The sequence below is a fragment of the Sphingomonas sp. SORGH_AS_0950 genome (genome assembly GCF_030818415.1).
Taxonomy (GTDB): Bacteria; Pseudomonadota; Alphaproteobacteria; order Sphingomonadales; family Sphingomonadaceae; genus Sphingomonas.
Genome location: NZ_JAUTAE010000001.1, coordinates 386,069 through 403,923, shown reverse-complemented (window position 1 = coordinate 403,923; position 17,855 = coordinate 386,069). Strand labels below are relative to the sequence as shown.

Sequence of the window (17,855 nt, the reverse complement as noted above, 5' to 3'; positions counted from 1 at the left end):
CAACGGGTCGATCGTCGTCTCGCCGGGGCGGATCAGCCGCCGCCCCGCCATCGCCCCGCAGCCCCCGACAGGCCCCACGCACGCGCCGTCGCCCGCCATGTGGCGGCGGCACAGGGTCCATCGAGCGCAGGCGGGAATGGGTCGCGGCGACCGGATATCGCCGCGATCTGCATCAGAAGCCGCGCCGAAGCGTGACGAACCACTGGCGGGGTGCGCCAGCGAGCAGGGTCTGGTTGTCGCCGCTGGCGGTGAAGCCATTGGTCCCGACGGTCGAGATGTAGCGCTTGTCGGTCAGGTTGGTCACGCTGCCCTCGATCGCGACGCCGTGGAGCGCTCCCGCATCCTCGCCGAAGCGATAGCCGATGCTGGCATCGACCAGCACGCGACCCGGCACCGACTGGTCGTTCAGATAGGTGAAATAGCGTTTCGACAGATAGTCCGCACCGGCACGGGCAAAGACATGGCCGTCGTCATAGACGACCTCGCCCTTGACCATATGCTCCGGCGTATCGACCACCGTCTTCCCGGCGGTCGCGGTCAGCACGGCACCGGCGGCGTTCTTCACATCGTCCTGATAGGTGGCGTGGTTATAGGAATAGCTGGCGAACAGGCTGAGCGGCCGGACGATGCGATAGAAGGCGGACACTTCCGCGCCATAGCTGTGCACACTGCCCGCATTGTTCAGCGTGGGCGGATTGCCCTGGATGCCCGACCCGTTGGCGAAGCTGAGCAGCCGGTTCGAGAAGTCGATGAAATAGCCCACCGCCGACAATTGCAGCCCGCCGCTGCGCAGTCGCCCGCCGCCCTCGATCGTCTTCGACGTCTCGGGCTTCAGGGTCGAACGGATGCCGTTGAAGCCCGCCTGGGTCGTCGCGAACGGGCCGGTCGTCGCCGAGGAGACGAAGGCGCGCATATTCTCGGTGTAGCTCGCGAAGAGTTCGGCTGCCTCGCTCACATGATAGACCGCACCGACCTGCGGCAGGAACCAGTCCTCGGCCTTGATCCGGCCGTTCACCAGGCTGCCGACCAGCAGGTTCGCCTGGTTCTTGACGCGCATCCCCTTCCATCCGCCGTTCAGCGTCAGATTGCCGAGGGTCAGCGTGTCGGCGACATGATATTGCAGGGTCTCGGTGTCGTATTTGCCGTACCACTGCGTCCGATACGGGTTCGACTGGAATTCGAGCGCGTTGCGGTTCGGGCTGGTCCCGTCGTTCATGCCGTAGAAGCGGCGCGCCTGTGTGAAGCTGTTGCTCTCATACCAGGCGCCGACCTCGAAGCGGTTCGCCCCGGTCTCGTAGAACAGGTTGCTCAGATTGCCCCCGCGGCTGATGCTATATTCGGTGACCCGAAAGCCCAGCGGCGAGGCGAGCCCCGTGGTCGATGTCGAGGACGCGGCCAAGGGCGTTCCATCCGGCCCCAGTGCACCGGCGGGCGTCGCCGAATAGGGGGTGATCCACGATCCCTGCCCCTTGTTGTAATGATAATAGCTGGTCGAGACGATCGACAGTTCATCGGTCAGCTTGCCGTCGAAGGTCACACCCCCCAGCACGTCGCGGCGCAGACCGGCCGCGTTATAATAGGCGTCGTCGGGTGTCCCGAACCCGCTGGGATAGGTGAGGCCCGCACCCGTCCAGGGCGCGACGAAGCCTGCCGACGAGCCGTTATTCGCCTTCTGATAGCTCGCGAGCGCGGTCTGGTTCTGGTAGACGCGCGCAATCTGCAGCGCGAGCGAATAATTGTCGGTAATATTGTCGTTGTTCAGGCCCCGGCGCCGGATGATGTCATAGCTCAGGTCCTGATAATCATTCTCGCGCCGGTCGGAATAATCGACAAAGGCCGTGATGCTGCCGCGCGCGCCCATGTCCTTCATCAGCTTGGCATTGACCTGCTGCTGGCGCTGGCGGCCGAACCCCTTCCACTTGTCGGTGGTGAGATAGGCGTAGCTGAGATAGCCCTTGACCCCGCCGCCCAGATCGCCGGTGTCGAGCCGCGCGAAGCCGCGCCACGTATTGTTGCTGCCATAGGTGCCCGACCCGACGATGTCGAATGCGTCGGACGGCTTGCGGCTGACGAATTGCAGCGTGCCGCCCAGGTTGCTGGTCGACGCCGTCCCGAGCGCACCCGCCCCTTGCGCGACGGTCGTGCTGGCGAGGTTGTCGGAAATGATCGCACGGCTGATGTGCAGGCCGTTGACATTGCCATAGCTCATGTCGCCGAGCGGCACCCCGTCGAGCGTGAAGCCGAGCTGGTTCTGGTTGAACCCGCGCAAGCTGATCCGCGTCGACCATTCATAGGCACCGAACGCATCGGCCGATTGGAAATTGACGCCCGGCAGCTTGGCGATCGCCTTGAGCGGCGACGTGCCGGGGGTGAGGCGCTCCATATCGATGGCCGCGACCGTCTGCACCTGGCGCGCCTGGCCAAAGCCCAGCACGACGATGTCGCCATGGGCGGCCTCGGCATCGCCCGAATTACCCTGCGCACCGGTGACCGGCTTCGGCGCCTTGGCGACATCCTGTGCCTGGGCCGCAACGGCCATTGTGAGCATGCCCGTTCCCGCAAGCAGATAGGCAACGATCTTAGTCATCCCACACCCCCCAAAATGTTCCGCGACGGCCCGATTCGGCATTCAATTGTTCGCATCCGCACAAATTTTTGCAAGATGGTTTCACAAACGTTGAACGACCGATCAGCATCTTCCATGGGGCATATTAGCGAACGTTATGGCCGCTATGCCCTTAGGGCCGGGCAAGGTGCGATGCCGGGGAGCAGGACATTGCACAGGGCCAGAATGATCTTGTCCAGCATTCCTTGATTGTTTATTCAATGCAGCGATCGCGAGTTGGACCGACAGGCCCGGCTGCGCTTGGAGGCCGACATGGATCAGCACAGTCGCCGTCATTTCCTGTCCTCGATGGCGGGCGCTGCCACAGCTTGCGCGATGCCACCGTCCATCGCGCGGGCCCTCGCGCTGCCCGCCGATCGCCGAAGCGGGACGATCGCCGATATCGACCATGTCGTGATCCTGATGCAGGAGAACCGGTCCTTCGATCATTATTTCGGCGCCCTGTCGGGCGTGCGAGGGTTCGGCGATCCGAGGCCGCTGACGCTGCGGTCGGGGCGCAGCGTCTTTCACCAGCCGGGCGCCGACGGTCATGGGATCGTCCCGCCCTTTCACCTCGACACGTCGCGTACGCGGGGCCAGCTGCTGAAGAGCCTGGATCACAGCTGGAAGTCGGACAGCGCCGAATGGGCCGCCTATGACTGCTGGGTGCGGCACAAGACGCCCATGACGATGGGCTATTTCCGTCGCGCCGACATACCCTTTTACTATGCGCTGGCCGATGCGTTCACGATCGGCGATGCCTATTACGCCTCGCTTCACGGTCCGACGAACCCAAACCGCATGTATCTGTTCACGGGAACCAGCGGCCTGACCGTCGGCGATTCCGGTCCGCAGGCGGTCGACAATGCCGATGACGGCAACTGGACCGGCGACGCCGCCCGCGACCGCCCCGACTTTCCCGGCGCGCGCTGGACCACCTATGCCGAGCGGTTGCAGCGGGCGGGCATCCGCTGGAAGCTGTACCAGGAACATGACAATTACGGCGACAACAGCCTCGCCTATTTTGCGGCGTTTCGGGGCCTTTCTCCGCAGGATGAACTGTATCGGCGCGGCCGGGCGATCGTGCCGGGCTCAACGGCGGCGAACGCGGCGGAGACCACGGCCCAGCATCTGGTCGACGCCTTTGCCGCCGATGTAGCCGCCGGGACCCTGCCGCAGGTGTCCTGGATCGTCGCTCCCCAGCGTTATTCGGAGCATCCCGAGGCCCCACCGGCACTTGGTGAATCGCTGGTGTCGCGGGTGATCGACGCGCTGACCGCGAACCCGGCGGTCTGGGCGAGGACCGCCCTGATCATCACCTATGACGAGAATGACGGCTTTTTCGATCATATGCCGGGGCCGCTCCCGGCGCTGACCCCGGCGGCCGGGCGGTCGGGGATCGATGTGGCGGGAGAGAGCTATCGCGGGCAGCCGGTCGGACTGGGCGTCCGCGTCCCCCTGATCGTGGTATCGCCATGGACGCGGGGCGGATGGGTGAACAGCCAGGTCTTCGACCACACGTCCGTCCTGCGTTTCCTGGAACGGCGGTTCGGCGTCATGGAACCCAATATCAGCCCGTGGCGGCGTGCGGTCACGGGCGACCTGACGAGCATGTTCGACTTCGAGGACCCCGATGCGTCGGCGCTGCACGCCTTGCCATCGACGCGCGATGCCGTGGTCCGACTCTCCCGTCAGGCCCGCCTGCCCGATCCCGTGCCTGGCACCGTCGGCGATCCGCCCGTGCAGGAGCCGGGAGGCCGTCCGGCGCGGCCATTGCCCTATCGGCTGGCGGTCGACGAAGCGGCAGCGCCGGGCCTGGCGTTGCGCTTCGCCAATACCGGGACAGCCGCCGCCGTCTTCGCAGTGTACGACGTGATGGGAATGGCGGGGCCATGGCACTACACTGTCCTGCCCGGCACCAGCATGTCGGATACGCCGCACGGCCTTCCCGCGCACGGCGGCTATCGACTGGAAATCCATGGGCCAAATGGTTTCCTGCGCGGGCTTTCCGGGACGATGGACGGACCGCCGGGACTGCACGCGTCCCTGGCTGAGAGAGGTGACAGGATCATGCTGACGATCACGCATCACGGCACCGCGCCCATCCGGGTCGCGGTGACACCCCCTGCCGGTACCGGCCATCCCGAACAGACATGGCGGATGGCGCCCGGCGCGACCCGCACCATCGGCTATGACGTGGCGGGGAACGACCATTGGTACGACCTGACGGTCGCGATAGCGGGCACGGCATGGACCCGCCGCTTCGCCGGTCATGTCGAGACGGGGCGTCCCAGCCGCAGCGATCCCGCGATCCGGACGGGAGCGTCGGCATGAAGCGGCTCGTCATGGCACTGGCATCCGTCGCCCTGGTCGGTGCCGCCCCCGATCCGCTCGCCAACTGGACACCGGCCGAGCGGGCCGCGATCGATACGACGCTGTCGCACGCCCAGCCCGGCGACTATGCGACCTTCGACGCCGACAATACGCTGTGGGTCAGCGACCTCGAGGAATCGCTGCTGCCATGGCTGGAAAACCATGGGTTCCTGCAGGCGGACCGTCTCGATCCCATGCTGAAGCCGGTGCCGATGCTGCCGGGGGAAAGCCTGTATGGCTATTATCATCGGCTATGCGAGGTCGATGACAATCTATGCTATCCTTGGATCGCCCAGGCTTTCTCGGGCCTGTCGCTGAAGCTGTTGAAGCAGCAGGTCGACGCGATGATCGCCGACGGGCGACCGATCCCGGTCCGCTACCGGGTGGGCGATCGCGAGGTTGCGGGCACGGTCATGCCGCCCCGCATCATGCCGGGGCAGCGCCAGTTGCTCGCCGCCCTGCGCGCGCGGGGCGTGCGGATCTATGTCGTCACCGCCTCGCTCGAGGAGCTGGTGCGGATGGTCGTCTCCGATCCGCGCTATGGGCTAGACGTGCCGCCGGACCGGGTGATCGGCGTCACCATGCTGCTGCGCGATCCGGAAACCGGGGCGGTGACGACCGCCCGGCAACAGATCGCCAAGGGGCATTTCCTCGACGGCGTCTATTCCGCCGAGCATCACGCCGACATGGTCCTGACCCCGACACTTTGGGCGCCGCTCACCTGGCATGAGGGCAAGGTCGCGGCCATCCGGACCTATATCGACCCGGTGCGCCATCCGCTGCTCGCCGCCGGGGACAGCGCCAGCGACTGGCCGATGCTATTCTATGCCGACGGATTGCGGATCTGGGTGGAACGTCGTGCGACGCCCAACACCGCCCTGCTCGCGCGGCGCCATTTCATGGCCGACGGGTCGCATGGGCGCGAAAGCGGCACGGGGGCATTCGACCAGCACTGGATCTCCCCCTTCCAGACCGATCTCGCCCGCGGCGATTGAACAACGCTTTGCCCGCAGCGCCCGAAAGGCCTGCGGGCGAACGCGTCGTGATGGAGGGCAGGATCAGCGGGCGGCTAGGCCCCGACCTGCACATCGCCGCGCGGAACGGAGCAGCAGGCGAGGATATATCCGTCCGCGATATCCTCATCGAGGATGCCGCCATTGTGGTTCATGTCGACCGCTCCGGCGGCCAGGCTGATCCTGCAGGTGCCGCAAAGCCCGGACTCACAGGCGGCCGGGATGCGCACGCCGACCGAGCGGGCGATTTCGAGGACGGTCTGGCCTGCGGGCGCGACCGCTGCGACGTCGGATTCCAGGAACCGGATCGTCGCCGCATCGGCATCCGGCGCGGCCTGCTCGGCGGGTGCCTCGCGGGTCGCCACCGGCAAATCCCCGAAACTCTCCTGATGATAGCGCGCCATGTCGTGTCCCGCATCGGCGAGGATGCCGCGCACGGCGCTCATGAAGCCATCGGGGCCGCAGCAGAACACCTCGCGCGTCAGCATATCGGGCACGAGGATGGGCAGCCGCGTGGCGTCCAGACGGCCGCGATGCCCGGTCCAGGCCCCGCCCGGCGGCGTGTCGCGCACGATCATGCTCAGCGCCAGCTTCGGCATCTGCCGGTCGAGCAGTTCGAGTTCGTGCCGGAAGATCAGTTCGTCGGGACTGCGCGCAGCGGTGACGAAGGCCACGTCGCTGTCCGGCGCGACATCGGCGATCCAGCGGAGCATCGCCATCATCGGGGTGATGCCCGATCCCGCCGACACGAACAGATAGCGCGACGCCGGATGGGCGACATGGGTGAAATGCCCCGTCGGACCATAAGCGCGCAGCCGCATGCCGACGCGCAGATGATCGAACATCCATCGCGTGCCGATGCTCTCCGCCTGCGCCTTGACCGTCACCGCCACCGACAGGGGACGCGATGGCGAGGACGACAGGGTATAGGTGCGCAGCAGCGGCCCACCCTCAATCGGGAGTTCCAGCGTCACGAACTGGCCCGGACGATAGCGGAACCAGAGGCCGGGATCGGCGCGGAAGACGAAGGTCCGGACCGTCGGGGTTTCGGCATGGACGCCGATCACCTCCAGTTGGTGGAGCCGGTCGTTCCACACGCCCATGTCATCGAGATGCAGATGCGGCCCCCCGGTCATGCCACGCGCCGGACATGGCCCCGCCCGGCCCCGCCCAGCCGTTCCTCGACGGAGCGCGCATACCAGTCGACGAACTGGATCACGCCGCCTTCCTGCAAGGGCGAATAGGGCCCCGGTTCATAGGCGGGAGAGCGGATGCCCAGCGCATTCTCCTCAACGATGCGACGATCCTGGTTGTTGGTCTGCGTCCAGACATGGGTCAGCCGGTCGAGGTCATAGTCGACACCCTCCACCGCATCCTTGTGGACCAGCCATTTGGTCGTCACCGCCGTCTCGTTCGGCCCGATCGGCATCACGCGGAAGGTGACCGCATGGTCGATCAGGACGTGGTTCCACGTCGTCGGATAGTTGAAGAGCATCAACGCGCCGATGCGCTCGGCCGCCACCCCGTCCGACAGCCCGCGCGCCACCGCCCGCGCTCCGTTCATCGTATAGCTTTCGGCATCGCGCAGCAGCGGCGCACGGATCGCGCGGAACTGGCCGCTGTCGTGCATGCGGAATTGCGCGGGCAGTCCCGCCGCCTCGCATCGCGCCCAGTGGTTGGCCATCTCGGGGTCCTCGCCACCGCCCGCGACGCCGGTGACGTTCGGCGATTCCGAATAGGTCTTGCACAGTTCGGGATGACTGCCCGCGCAATGATAGCATTCGCGGTTGTTTTCCCACACCAGCTTCCAATTGCCCTTCTCGACGATGGTCGACTGAAAGGCGATCTTCGCATCGGCCAGGTTATGCGGCGCGAAATAGGGGCGCATCAGGTCGCTGAAGGGCGCAAAGGCGGGCGGCTCGGCCGCGAGGCAGACGAAGATATAGCCTGCGACACTCTCGCACGCGACGGGCTTCAGCGAATGCAGGCTGCGGTCGAAATCCTCGCCCATCTGGCGCGCGAAGGCCAGCGAACCGTCCAGATTATAGGTCCATTGGTGATAGGGGCAGACCAGCTTGGCAGCGACGCCCCGTTCCGCGCTGCACACCCGGCTGCCCCGGTGGCGGCAGCTATTGTGGAAGGCCCGGATCGCCCCATCGCGATCGCGCAGGACGACGATCGGATAGGCCCCGACCTGCATCGTGAAATAGCTGCCCGGCTTGGCAAGCTCGCAGTCATGCCCGGCGAACAGCCAGTCGCGATACCAGATCAGCTCCAGATCCAGGTCGAAGAAATCCTGGTCGACATAGAAGGGCTGCGGCAGCGAATATCCCGCCTTGCGGGACCGGATCAGGTTCAGCATCTCGCTACGGGCGTTCACCTTGCCATCCTTCTTCTCATGGTGGTCCCGACCGACGTGAATCACACGGGCGAGCTTCGGGGATCATTGTCGCAACGCTGATTTTATGAGCAACCCGGCATTTGCTAATAGTCGCTGGCGTCAGCTCTTCGGCTTGCGGTTTTCGGGGTCGTAGAGCGGGCGATAGCCGACCGAGGCGACCTCCACCGGGTAACGCTCCCCGAAATACTCGACCTCCAGCTTGCGCCCCTCCTGGCACAGTGCCCAGGGCAGATAGGCCAGCGCGATATTCTTGCCGATCGAGGGGCCATAGGCGATCGAGCTGGTGTAGGACCGCCGCCCCAGTTCGTCGACCGGCACTTCGCCCGTCTCGGGATCGATCACCGGCAGGATGCCGACGGGATAGCGCTTCACCCCCTTCGCATCGACATTGTCGGTCATCACCAGCGTGCACAGCTTGGCGGGCTGATGCGCGCGCGCGCGGTGTTCCAGATGCTTCGCCTTGCCGCGGAAATCGGCTTCCTTGGCCTTGGGGCGCGCCAGATCGGCTTCGAGCAGATTATAATGGGTCAGCAGGTCGGCATTCTGCAGGCGCAGGCTTTTCTCCATGCGCCGCGAATTGGCATAGGTCTCGATGCCGACCGCGATCACCCCGGTCGAGCGCAGCGCATCCCACACCGCCAGTCCGTCCTCATAGGCCATGTGCAGCTCCCACCCCTGTTCACCGACATAGGAGATGCGGAACGCCATCACGTCCCTGCCCGCGATGCGAACGGTGCGGATCGCGGCGAAGGGGAAATTCTCCAGCGACAGCGCGTCGGGGTCCTCCACCACCTTCTGAAGATTGACGCGGGCGTTCGGGCCCCAGATGCCGATGGTGACGTACTTCTCGGTCACGTCGGTGACGGTCACGTCCAGCCCACGATCCTGCGCGACGCGGCGCATATAATGAACGTCGCGCGGCCCCGCATCGGCGCCGTTCACCAGGCGGCAGCGGTCGGCGAGGCGGAAGACGGTGAAGTCGGCGCGGACATTGCCCTCGTCATCCAGGAAATGGGTATAGACCCCCTTCCCGATCGTCGCATCGCCGCCGACCTTCGCCGCGCACAGCCACTCCATCAGCGCGACGTGATCCGGCCCCTCGATGTCGGTGATGTGGAAGTGGGACAGGTTGATCAGGCCGCAATCGGCGCTGAGTTCCAGCTGCTCGGCGTTGGACACGCGCCAGAAATGGCGATTGTCCCACTCATTCTCGCGCACTGGCACCTGATCGGCATATTTTTCCAGCAGATGCTCGTTCGCGGCATAGCCATGCGCGCGTTCCCAGCCGCCCAGTTCCATGAAATAGCCGCCCAGTTCCTTCTCACGCTCCCAGAAGGGCGAACGGCGGATGCCGCGACCGCCCGAAAAGGGCTCGCGCGGGTGGACCGGCGGATTGTAGATCTTGGCGGCGGTCTCGAGGCAGCGTTCCTCGATGAACTTCGCCTCCAGCTGGAACGGGTTGAACCGCGCATAATCGATGCTGGCATGGTCGATCGCGGTGCGCCCGTCGGTCATCCAGTCGGCGACCAGCTTGCCCATGCCCGGGCCGTCCTTCACCCAGATACCGACCGCATACCACAGCCCGCGCACCTTCTGGCTCTCCCCGATCGACGGACCGCCATCGGTAGTGGTCTGGAGCAGGCCGTTGAACGAATGCCCCTCGTTATAGCCCAGCTCGCCCAGGATCGGGGTCAGTTCGATCGCGCGTTCCAGCGGTTCGAGCACCTGTTCCATCTTCAGGTCGCGCTGCGACGGCGAGAGGCGCGCCTCCTCCTTCTCCAGCAGGTCGCGCGGATGGACGAGGCGGGGCGCGTGCTCCTCATAATAACCCCATTCGATCTGCCCGCCCTCGGTCGTGCGGGGATCGCCGGTATCGCGCATATAGGCCGAATTGCCCTGATCGCGCAGCAGCGGATAGCCGATGTCCTTCCCCGTGCCCTCGAACGCCTTGTACGGACCGAAGAAGGTCAGCGGGTGGTCGACCGGGAAGACCGGCAGATCCTCTCCCGCCATCTCGGCGATCAGGCGGCCCCACAGGCCGGTGCAGACGACGACATAATCGGCCATGATCGTCCCGCGCGTCGTCACCACGCCCTTGATCCGCCCATCCTCGATGATCAGCGACTCCGCCTGGTTGTTGGCGAAGACGGTCAGCTTGCCCGCCGCGACCGCCTGGTCGACCAGCTTGCCCGCCACGGTCTGCGACCGGGGGACGACCAGACCGGCATCCGGGTCCCACAGTCCGCCTTGTACCAGGCTTTCCTCGATCAGCGGAAACTTCGCCTTGATCGTCGCGGGATCGACCAGCTCCGCGCGCGTCCCGAACGCCTTGCCCGAGGCGACCTTGCGACGGATCTCGTCCATCCGCTGGTCGTCGCCGACCCGCGCGACCTCCAGCCCGCCAATGCGGGAATAATGGCCCATCTTCTCGAAGAAATCGATCGAGTAGAGCGTCGTCCAGGTCGACAGATAGTCGTGACTGGTCGCGTAGCAGAAGTCGGAGGCATGGGCGGTCGAGCCGATATCGGTCGGCACGCCCGACTTGTCGATGCCGACAATATCGTCCCAGCCGCGTTCGACCAGATGATGGACGACCGATGCGCCGACGATACCGCCGACGCCGACGATCACGACACGGGCCTTTTCGGGAAGCGCTGCCATTCTCTACTCCTATCGGTACGGGGTCGTCGCGGGGATCATGTCGTGCATCCGCCCGGCCTTCACGGCGCGAACACCACGGTGCGGTGGCTGTTGAGCATCACCCGCCCTTCGAGATGATATTTGACGGCGCGGGCCAGCACGCGCGATTCGATGTCGCGACCCGCCGCGACGAAATCCTCGCTGGTCATCATATGGCTGACCCGCTCGGTTTCCTGTTCGATGATCGGCCCCTCGTCCAGGTCGGGGGTGACGTAATGGGCGGTCGCGCCGATCAGCTTGACCCCGCGCTCATGCGCCTGATGATAGGGCTTGGCCCCCTTGAAGCTCGGCAGGAACGAGTGGTGGATGTTGATGACCCGGCCATAGAGCCGTTCGGACAGCTCGTTCGACAACACCTGCATATAGCGGGCGAGCACCACCAGTTCCGCCCCCGTCTCCTCGACCAGGGCGAGCAGCTTGGCTTCCTGCTCGGCCTTGTTGTCCTTCGTGACCGGCCAGTGATGAAAGGGCACGCCCTCGATCTCCGCCGCCCTGCGCGCCACGTCGTGGTTGGAGACGATCGCGACGACCTCGGCGTTCAGCCAGCGAACCTTGATCTGGTACAGCAGGTGATGCATCGCATGGTCGAACTTCGAGACCATCACGATGATCTTCGGACGCTCGGCGACATCGACGATCGTCAGATCGAGGCCGAAGCGCGCGATGGCGGGGTGCAGCACCCCCTCGATCGCGTCGCGCGTCACCGCCTCGCTCACCGTCACCGCGATCCGCAGGAAGAAATGATCCGCCTGCCGATCCCAGAACTGGTTCGATTCCAGGATATTGGCCCCCAGCCCCGCCAGCGCGGTGGTGACGGCGGCCACGATGCCCGGCTGGTCCTTGCAACCCAGCCGTATGACATAGGATTTCTCGGTCATGGAAAGGCTTTCGCTAGGGCTCAGAGCTGACGTTCGAGTTCAGGCAGCACCTCGAAAAGGTCGCCGACCAGGCCGTAATCGGCGACCTGGAAGATCGGCGCGTCTTCGTCCTTGTTGATGGCGACGATCACCTTGGCATCCTTCATCCCCGCCAGATGCTGGATCGCGCCGGAGATGCCGCAGGCGACATAGAGGTCGGGCGCGACGATCTTGCCGGTCTGTCCGACCTGCCAGTCATTGGGCGCATAGCCCGCATCGACCGCCGCGCGCGACGCGCCGACCGCCGCCCCCAGCCGGTCGGCGAGCGGCAGGATCGTCTCGCGGAACTTCTCCGCCGATCCCAGCGCGCGACCGCCCGACACGACGATCCGCGCGGCGGCCAGATCGGGACGCTCGCTGGCGGCGAAGCGATTTTCGACGAAGGTCGACAAGCCCGGCGCATCCGGTACGTCGACCGTCACGATCTCGGCTAGGTCATCCCGGAAAGCCGCCGCCGCGAAGGCCGCCGTGCGGACCGTCACCACCTTGACCGGGTCCGCCGACCGCACCGTCTGCACCGCATTGCCCGCATAGACCGGCCGTTTGAACGTGTCGGGCGCGACGACCGCCACGATCTCCGACAATTGCATGACGTCCAGCAGCGCGGCCACGCGCGGCAGGATGCTCTTGCCGTTGCTGCTCGCCGGTGCGACGATCGCGTCATAGCCACCGGCCAGCGACACGATCAGCGCGGCGGTAGGTTCGGCCAGCCGGTGTTCCAGTGCCGCCCCCTCGGCCAGCAGCACGCGCCGCACCCCGGCCAGTCGGGACGCGGCCAGCGCCACATCCCGCGCACCCAGGCCCGCCACCAACAGGTCGACCTCGCCCCCGATCGCCGACGCGGCGGTCAGCGCGCGCGCGGTCAGTTCCGAAAGGGTCGAATTGTCGTGTTCGGCCAATAGAAGAATGGACATTGCTCTCGCTCCCCCCTTCGCGATCAAAGGATGCCGGCCGCTTCCTTCAGCCTGCCGACCAGTTCGGCCGCCGAACCCAGGCGCACGCCCGGCTCGCGGACCTTCGGCTCCTCGGTGGTCAGCACCGTCAGGCGCGGCGCGACGTCGACGCCCAGGCTGTCGGCGTCGACCTCTTCGAGCGGCTTTTTCTTGGCCTTCATGATGTTCGGCAGCGAGGCATAGCGCGGCTCGTTGAGGCGAAGGTCGACCGATATGACCGCGGGCAGAGCGACCCGGATCAGCTGAAGGCCGCCATCGACCTCGCGCTTCACATCGGCCACGCCGTCGGCGACGGCGATATGCGATGCGAAGGTCGCCTGCGACCAGCCCAGCAGCGCCGACAGCATCTGCCCGGTCTGGTTGGCGTCATCGTCGATAGCCTGCTTGCCGAGCAGGATCAGTCCCGGCCCCTCGCGCGCGGCGATCTCCCGCAACAATTTGGCGACCGCCAGCGGCTCGGGCATCGTGTCGGTCTTTACGAGGATCGCCCGGTCCGCACCGATCGCCAGCGCGCTGCGCAGCACGTCCTGCGCCTGGGCCGGGCCGATCGAGACCACGACGATCTCGGTGGCGATCCCGGCTTCCTTCAGCCGCACCGCTTCCTCGACCGCGATCTCGTCAAAGGGGTTCATCGCCATCTTCACATGGGCGAGATCGACCCCCGATCCGTCGCTTTTGACGCGAATCTTCACATTGTGATCGACCACGCGCTTGACGGGCACCATCACCTTCATTCCGCCGCCCCCTCGCCAGAATAATCGTGCCGAACCGGGTGAAATCCCTTTCGACAACAGTAGGTTTGCGACGGGGTGCGCTGAGGCGGAAAGAATATTTGCGTCAAATGGACACAAACTCTACGACATGCCGTCCGAAGTTTATCGGCCGACCGGAGAACGGAATGGATCGCCCCCCACCGTCGGTGCTGAGCGCGTCGCTGCAACGCCGTGCAAAGGGGCTGCGATTGTCGGTCGGTTTCATTCTCGCGCGGCGGTTCACGCTGTGCGCCTTCGCCAACTTCGTGGACGTCTTGCGGCTCGCCGCCGACGAGGGCGATCGCAGCCGACATATCTTGTGCGACTGGAAAATCCTGTCGGGCAACTCCGCCGCCATCCCCTCCAGTTCCGGCATCGCCATCCAGCCCGACGAACAGCTGGGCGACCCCACCCGCTTCGACTATATCGTCGTGGTGGGCGGACTGGTCGATGAAATAGACGGCTTCGACAGCGAATATGTCGCCTATTTGCGCAAGGCCGCCGCGCTGGGCGTGCCGCTGGTGGGGGTGTGCACGGGCGCGTTCCTGCTCCACAGCGCGGGCGTGCTGGCCGGGTATAAATGCTGCGTCAGCTGGTTCCACCACCGCGACTTCCTGGACCAGTTTGACGGGCTGGACCCGGTGTCCGACCAGATCTTCATCGTCGACCGCGACCGGCTGACCTGTTCCGGGGGCGCGAGTTCGGCGCATCTCGCCGCCTATCTGGTCGACAAGCATGTCGGGCGGGCGCAGGCCAGCAAGAGCCTGCACATCATGATCATCGACGAGGCGCTGACCGGCGAAAAGGCCCAGCCCGGCGCGATGCTCGATTATCGTACCGACGATCCCATCGTCCTGCGCGCGCTGCTGATCACCCAGCAGAATATCGAGACGCCGCTGTCGGTCGCCGACATCGCCCAGCGCATGGGGAAGAGCAAGAGGCAGCTGGAACGCCGCTTCAAGACGGCATTGGGGGTATCGCCGCAGGCGGCGTTCATGGACATTCGGCTGTCGCTCGCGCGGCACATGCTGGAAAGCAGCGCCAAATCGATCACCATGATCGCGGTGGAGTGCGGCTTCTGCGACTCCTCGCATATGAGCCGCATGTTCCGGCGGCGCTTCGGATGTTCGCCGCTGGAATCCCGCCACGCGCTGGCCAACGGCCGCGCCGTCGCCAGCGCCGCATGTGATTGAGGCGCGGGCAGACGAGACTTCACCCTATGAGGGCGCCCCCTCCCAGGCCATGGCGTCCTCGATCCAGGGAAACATGCGGATCAGCGATTCCACTTTCCCGCCCCGCAGGATCGCGGCGGCCTGAAGCGCCATGTCGCGCGGCAGGTCGCCGAATTCGCCCTTGCGCGCCACCAGCTGGATGCGACGGCGAAAGCTCCCCCGCGGCATCGGCAACACCGTCAGCGCGGGCAGAAGCTCGATCTGACTGGCCAGGCACAGCGGGGTGGCGATGCTCCACCCTTCCAGCGCGACGACGGTGGACAATTGCTGATGGGTGGAATCCACTTCGATCACATTGGGAATGCGCAGCTTCATCCGGGCGAGCTGGCGTTCGATCCGTTGCCCCATCGCCGACAGGAGCGAATAGCGGACAAATGGCAGCTGGGTCATCGCCTCGATCGAAACCGGCATGTCCGCATAGGCGGCGGGCGCGACGATCACGAAGGGTTCCTCCATGATCGGGTGATGCTCGATCTCCTCGACATCCTCCAGCTGGCTGGACCCCGTGATCAGCATGTCGATGCTGCGCGCCAGGAATTCGCGGTGCTGGACCAGCGAGATGCCCGATCGCATCTGCCATTGCTGCGCCCGCGACCCCAGCGCGCGCAGCAATGGCGCGGTCAGGTGGTTGGCGATGCTCTCGGCCATGGCGACGACGACGCATTCGGCGGTCTGCGAGGATTGCTCGCACACCTCGCGTGCCAGCATCCTGGCCGCCGCGACCAGTTCCGCGCCTTCGCGCCGCAACAGCTTGCCCGCCGGGGTCAGCGCCAGCGGGCGCATGGTGCGATCGAACAGACGCGTATTGAGCGCCATTTCGAGCTTCGAGATGATCTGCGACACGGCCGATTGCGTCATGCCCAGATGCCGCGCGCTCTGGGTCATGCCGCCAAGCTCGGAGGTCAGGATGAAGACCTCCACGGCGTTGAGGTCGAAGCCGGGCGTCAATCTGGCGGACATTGGCATTACCGTCCCATGTGGTGGAGGATGTCGGCGACACCGTCCGGTCGGATCATCAGGATCGCGACCTCACGGCGCCGCGGATGCCCCGCCCGGCAGCGCGACGACCCGCACGTCATGGCCAAGCCCCTCAAGCCACGCGACCATCGGCGCGAACGGCACCGCGATGGTCGCGCTGTTGCGCAGCGGATGGACGGCGATCCGCTCGGCGTGGCGGAAGCTCTCGTCAAAGACCAGCGACACCGGGCCGGGCGGCTCGTGCGTGACCGCCAGCGGCGTCACCGCGCCCGGCGTCACGCCCAGCAGCTGCTCCATCTCGTCGGGCTTGCCGAACGAGAATTTGCCCGCACCCAGCGTCTCGGCAAAAGCCTTCAGGTCGGCGCGCCGGTCATGCGGCAGCACGATCAGCCAGAAACGCTTCTGCTTGTCCTTCAGGAACAGGTTCTTGGTGTGCGCGGCGGGCAAGGCGGCATGGATGCCCGCGCTCTCCTCGACGGTGAAGACGGGCGGATGCTCGATCTTCTCCATCGCGATCCCGGCGGCCTCGAACTGGGCGTAGATTTCGTCTTCGGTCATGATCCACTCGTCAACATTCGGGGAAACTCACCGCCAGGCCGCCTTGCGACGTCTCCTTGTACTTGGCGTGCATGTCGGTGCCGGTGCGCATCATCGTCTCGATCACCTGGTCGAGCGAGACGATATGCGTCCCGTCGCCGCGCAGCGACAGGGATGCCGCATTGATCGCCTTGATCGCACCAAAGGCATTGCGCTCGATGCAGGGCACCTGCACCAGCCCCGCGACCGGATCGCAGGTCATGCCCAGATGATGCTCCATCGCGATCTCGGCCGCATTCTCGGTCTGCGCGTCGCTGGCTCCCATCACCGCAGCCAGACCGGCGGCGGCCATCGCGCTGGCGGTCCCGACCTCCCCCTGACAGCCGACCTCCGCGCCAGAGATCGAGGCGTTGAGCTTGGTCAGCACCCCGATCGCACCGGCGGTCAGCAGGAAGTCGTGCATGCCCGCGCGGTCGGCATCGGGCCAGAAATCACGGTAATAGCGCAGCACGGCGGGCACGACCCCGGCGGCGCCGTTGGTCGGTGCGGTGACGACGCGCCCGCCCGCCGCATTCTCCTCGTTCACCGCGATGGCGAACAGGCTGATATGGTCCATGATATTGTGCGGCGCCTGCCGGTTGCGGAAACGGTCGCCGGCCAGCTTCTGGCGCAGGGCGGGCGCGCGGCGCGGTACCTTCAGCCGCCCCGGCAAGACCCCCTCGGTCTGCATCCCCCGGTCGATGCAGCTCATCATCACCGCGATGACCCGGTCCAGATAGGCATCCAGTTCCTCCTCCGAGGCGCGCGCGCGCTCGTTGGCGCGCATCACCTCGGCGATCGACAGGCCGTGCCGACGGCAGATGGCCAGCAACTGCGCGGCGGTGCGAAACGGAAAGGGCGGCTCGCCCGGATCGTCCTCGGCCGCATCTTCCCCGAACCGTTCCTCCGGCACGATGAACCCGCCGCCGATCGAGCACCAACGCTCGCTGACCAGGGTCTCCCCGTCCCGGCCCAGCGCGACGAGACGCAGCGTGTTGGGATGGACCGGCGTCTCGCCGTCGCGGTCGAAGACGATGTCGGCGTCGGGATCGAAGGCGATCGCCCGTCCGGCCACCACCAGGCTCCGCGCGGCACGGGCCTGCTCGACGACCAGGTCGATCTGCTCCGGCTCGATCGTGTCGGGGAGAAAGCCCGCAAGGCCCAGCATGACCGCCTTGTCCGTCGCATGGCCCATGCCCGTCCAGGCCAGCGAGCCCAGAAGGTCGACCCGCACTCGCTCGAACGCCAGGCCCCGCAGCCTTGCCGCAAAGCCGTGCGCCGCCTTCATCGGCCCGACCGTGTGCGACGAGGAAGGCCCGATGCCGACGCGAAACAGGTCCCGCACGCCCAGCATC

At 65.9% G+C, this 17,855-nt stretch carries 13 protein-coding genes; 3 read left to right on the top strand and 10 right to left on the bottom strand.

Translation table 11 applies throughout. From position 1 onward, the window contains the following. Positions 1-172: 172 nt before the first annotated feature. Positions 173-2,587 carry a TonB-dependent receptor gene (locus QE385_RS01640; protein ID WP_307098428.1) on the bottom strand — a complete coding sequence of 805 codons (2,415 nt, stop codon included), beginning with the start codon at positions 2,585-2,587 and terminating at the stop codon, positions 173-175. 291 nt (positions 2,588-2,878) lie between these two features. On the opposite strand from QE385_RS01640, the gene QE385_RS01635 reads away from it, so the two are divergent. Both QE385_RS01635 and QE385_RS01630 read left to right on the top strand, forming a co-directional pair. After that, on the top strand, positions 2,879-4,939 hold the full coding sequence (locus QE385_RS01635) for a phosphocholine-specific phospholipase C (protein WP_307098426.1): 2,061 nt from the start codon (positions 2,879-2,881) through the stop codon (positions 4,937-4,939). Further along, positions 4,936-5,973, top strand: a complete 1,038-nt coding sequence (locus tag QE385_RS01630) for an HAD family hydrolase (RefSeq protein WP_307098424.1) — start codon at positions 4,936-4,938, stop codon at positions 5,971-5,973. Before QE385_RS01635 ends, QE385_RS01630 begins: the two co-directional genes overlap by 4 nt. A gap of 74 nt (positions 5,974-6,047) precedes the next feature. Here the strand turns inward: QE385_RS01630 and QE385_RS01625 are convergent, their stop codons facing one another. The 6 genes from QE385_RS01625 to QE385_RS01600 form a co-directional block, all read right to left on the bottom strand. Beyond that, positions 6,048-7,127 (bottom strand): hybrid-cluster NAD(P)-dependent oxidoreductase, encoded by a 1,080-nt coding sequence (locus QE385_RS01625; protein WP_307098423.1) that lies wholly within the window; start codon positions 7,125-7,127, stop codon positions 6,048-6,050. Then, the gene (locus tag QE385_RS01620; protein WP_307098420.1) at positions 7,124-8,371 is read right to left on the bottom strand and encodes an SRPBCC family protein; all 1,248 of its coding nucleotides are present in this window, start codon (positions 8,369-8,371) and stop codon (positions 7,124-7,126) included. The genes QE385_RS01625 and QE385_RS01620 overlap by 4 nt, the downstream gene beginning before the upstream one ends. Before the next feature lie 120 nt (positions 8,372-8,491). Then, positions 8,492-11,053 carry an FAD-dependent oxidoreductase gene (locus QE385_RS01615; protein ID WP_307098417.1) on the bottom strand — a complete coding sequence of 854 codons (2,562 nt, stop codon included), beginning with the start codon at positions 11,051-11,053 and terminating at the stop codon, positions 8,492-8,494. Positions 11,054-11,112: 59 nt separating this feature from the next. After that, a complete protein-coding gene (gene purU / locus QE385_RS01610) occupies positions 11,113-11,970 on the bottom strand; it encodes a formyltetrahydrofolate deformylase (RefSeq protein ID WP_307098415.1) in 858 nt (285 codons plus the stop codon). 20 nt (positions 11,971-11,990) lie between these two features. Then, positions 11,991-12,923, bottom strand: a complete 933-nt coding sequence (locus QE385_RS01605) for an electron transfer flavoprotein subunit alpha/FixB family protein (protein WP_307098413.1) — start codon at positions 12,921-12,923, stop codon at positions 11,991-11,993. Between the two features lie 23 nt (positions 12,924-12,946). Next, complete coding sequence (locus tag QE385_RS01600) at positions 12,947-13,696, bottom strand: electron transfer flavoprotein subunit beta/FixA family protein (RefSeq protein ID WP_307098412.1); 750 nt, start codon at positions 13,694-13,696, stop codon at positions 12,947-12,949. Positions 13,697-13,860: 164 nt separating this feature from the next. Here QE385_RS01600 and QE385_RS01595 point away from each other — a divergent pair, with 164 nt between their 5' ends. Continuing rightward, entirely contained in the window at positions 13,861-14,907 is a 1,047-nt protein-coding gene (locus tag QE385_RS01595) for a GlxA family transcriptional regulator (RefSeq protein ID WP_307098410.1), read from the top strand. A 24-nt stretch (positions 14,908-14,931) separates the two neighbouring features. On the opposite strand, the gene QE385_RS01590 is transcribed toward QE385_RS01595, so the two are convergent. The 3 genes from QE385_RS01590 to QE385_RS01580 all read right to left on the bottom strand — a co-directional run bounded on the left by QE385_RS01590 (position 14,932) and on the right by QE385_RS01580 (position 17,854). Continuing rightward, positions 14,932-15,906 (bottom strand): LysR family transcriptional regulator, encoded by a 975-nt coding sequence (locus tag QE385_RS01590; protein WP_307098407.1) that lies wholly within the window; start codon positions 15,904-15,906, stop codon positions 14,932-14,934. 69 nt (positions 15,907-15,975) lie between these two features. Continuing rightward, positions 15,976-16,482 (bottom strand): prolyl-tRNA synthetase associated domain-containing protein, encoded by a 507-nt coding sequence (locus QE385_RS01585; protein WP_307098405.1) that lies wholly within the window; start codon positions 16,480-16,482, stop codon positions 15,976-15,978. A gap of 10 nt (positions 16,483-16,492) precedes the next feature. Further along, positions 16,493-17,854 (bottom strand): L-serine ammonia-lyase, encoded by a 1,362-nt coding sequence (locus QE385_RS01580; protein ID WP_307098403.1) that lies wholly within the window; start codon positions 17,852-17,854, stop codon positions 16,493-16,495. Position 17,855 lies beyond the last annotated feature (1 nt).

Bases quoted from the DNA above. Each gene is read 5' to 3' on its own strand.
- QE385_RS01605 (WP_307098413.1), bottom strand. From the start codon at position 12,923: ATGTCCATTCTTCTATTGGCCGAACACGACAATTCGACCCTTTCGGAA.
- purU (WP_307098415.1), bottom strand. From the start codon at position 11,970: ATGACCGAGAAATCCTATGTCATACGGCTGGGTTGCAAGGACCAGCCG.
- QE385_RS01580 (WP_307098403.1), bottom strand. From the start codon at position 17,854: ATGCTGGGCGTGCGGGACCTGTTTCGCGTCGGCATCGGGCCTTCCTCG.
- QE385_RS01590 (WP_307098407.1), bottom strand. From the start codon at position 15,906: ATGTCCGCCAGATTGACGCCCGGCTTCGACCTCAACGCCGTGGAGGTC.
- QE385_RS01625 (WP_307098423.1), bottom strand. From the start codon at position 7,127: ATGACCGGGGGGCCGCATCTGCATCTCGATGACATGGGCGTGTGGAAC.
- QE385_RS01615 (WP_307098417.1), bottom strand. From the start codon at position 11,053: ATGGCAGCGCTTCCCGAAAAGGCCCGTGTCGTGATCGTCGGCGTCGGC.
- QE385_RS01640 (WP_307098428.1), bottom strand. From the start codon at position 2,587: ATGACTAAGATCGTTGCCTATCTGCTTGCGGGAACGGGCATGCTCACA.
- QE385_RS01630 (WP_307098424.1), top strand. From the start codon at position 4,936: ATGAAGCGGCTCGTCATGGCACTGGCATCCGTCGCCCTGGTCGGTGCC.
- QE385_RS01635 (WP_307098426.1), top strand. From the start codon at position 2,879: ATGGATCAGCACAGTCGCCGTCATTTCCTGTCCTCGATGGCGGGCGCT.
- QE385_RS01585 (WP_307098405.1), bottom strand. From the start codon at position 16,482: ATGACCGAAGACGAAATCTACGCCCAGTTCGAGGCCGCCGGGATCGCG.
- QE385_RS01595 (WP_307098410.1), top strand. From the start codon at position 13,861: ATGGATCGCCCCCCACCGTCGGTGCTGAGCGCGTCGCTGCAACGCCGT.
- QE385_RS01600 (WP_307098412.1), bottom strand. From the start codon at position 13,696: ATGAAGGTGATGGTGCCCGTCAAGCGCGTGGTCGATCACAATGTGAAG.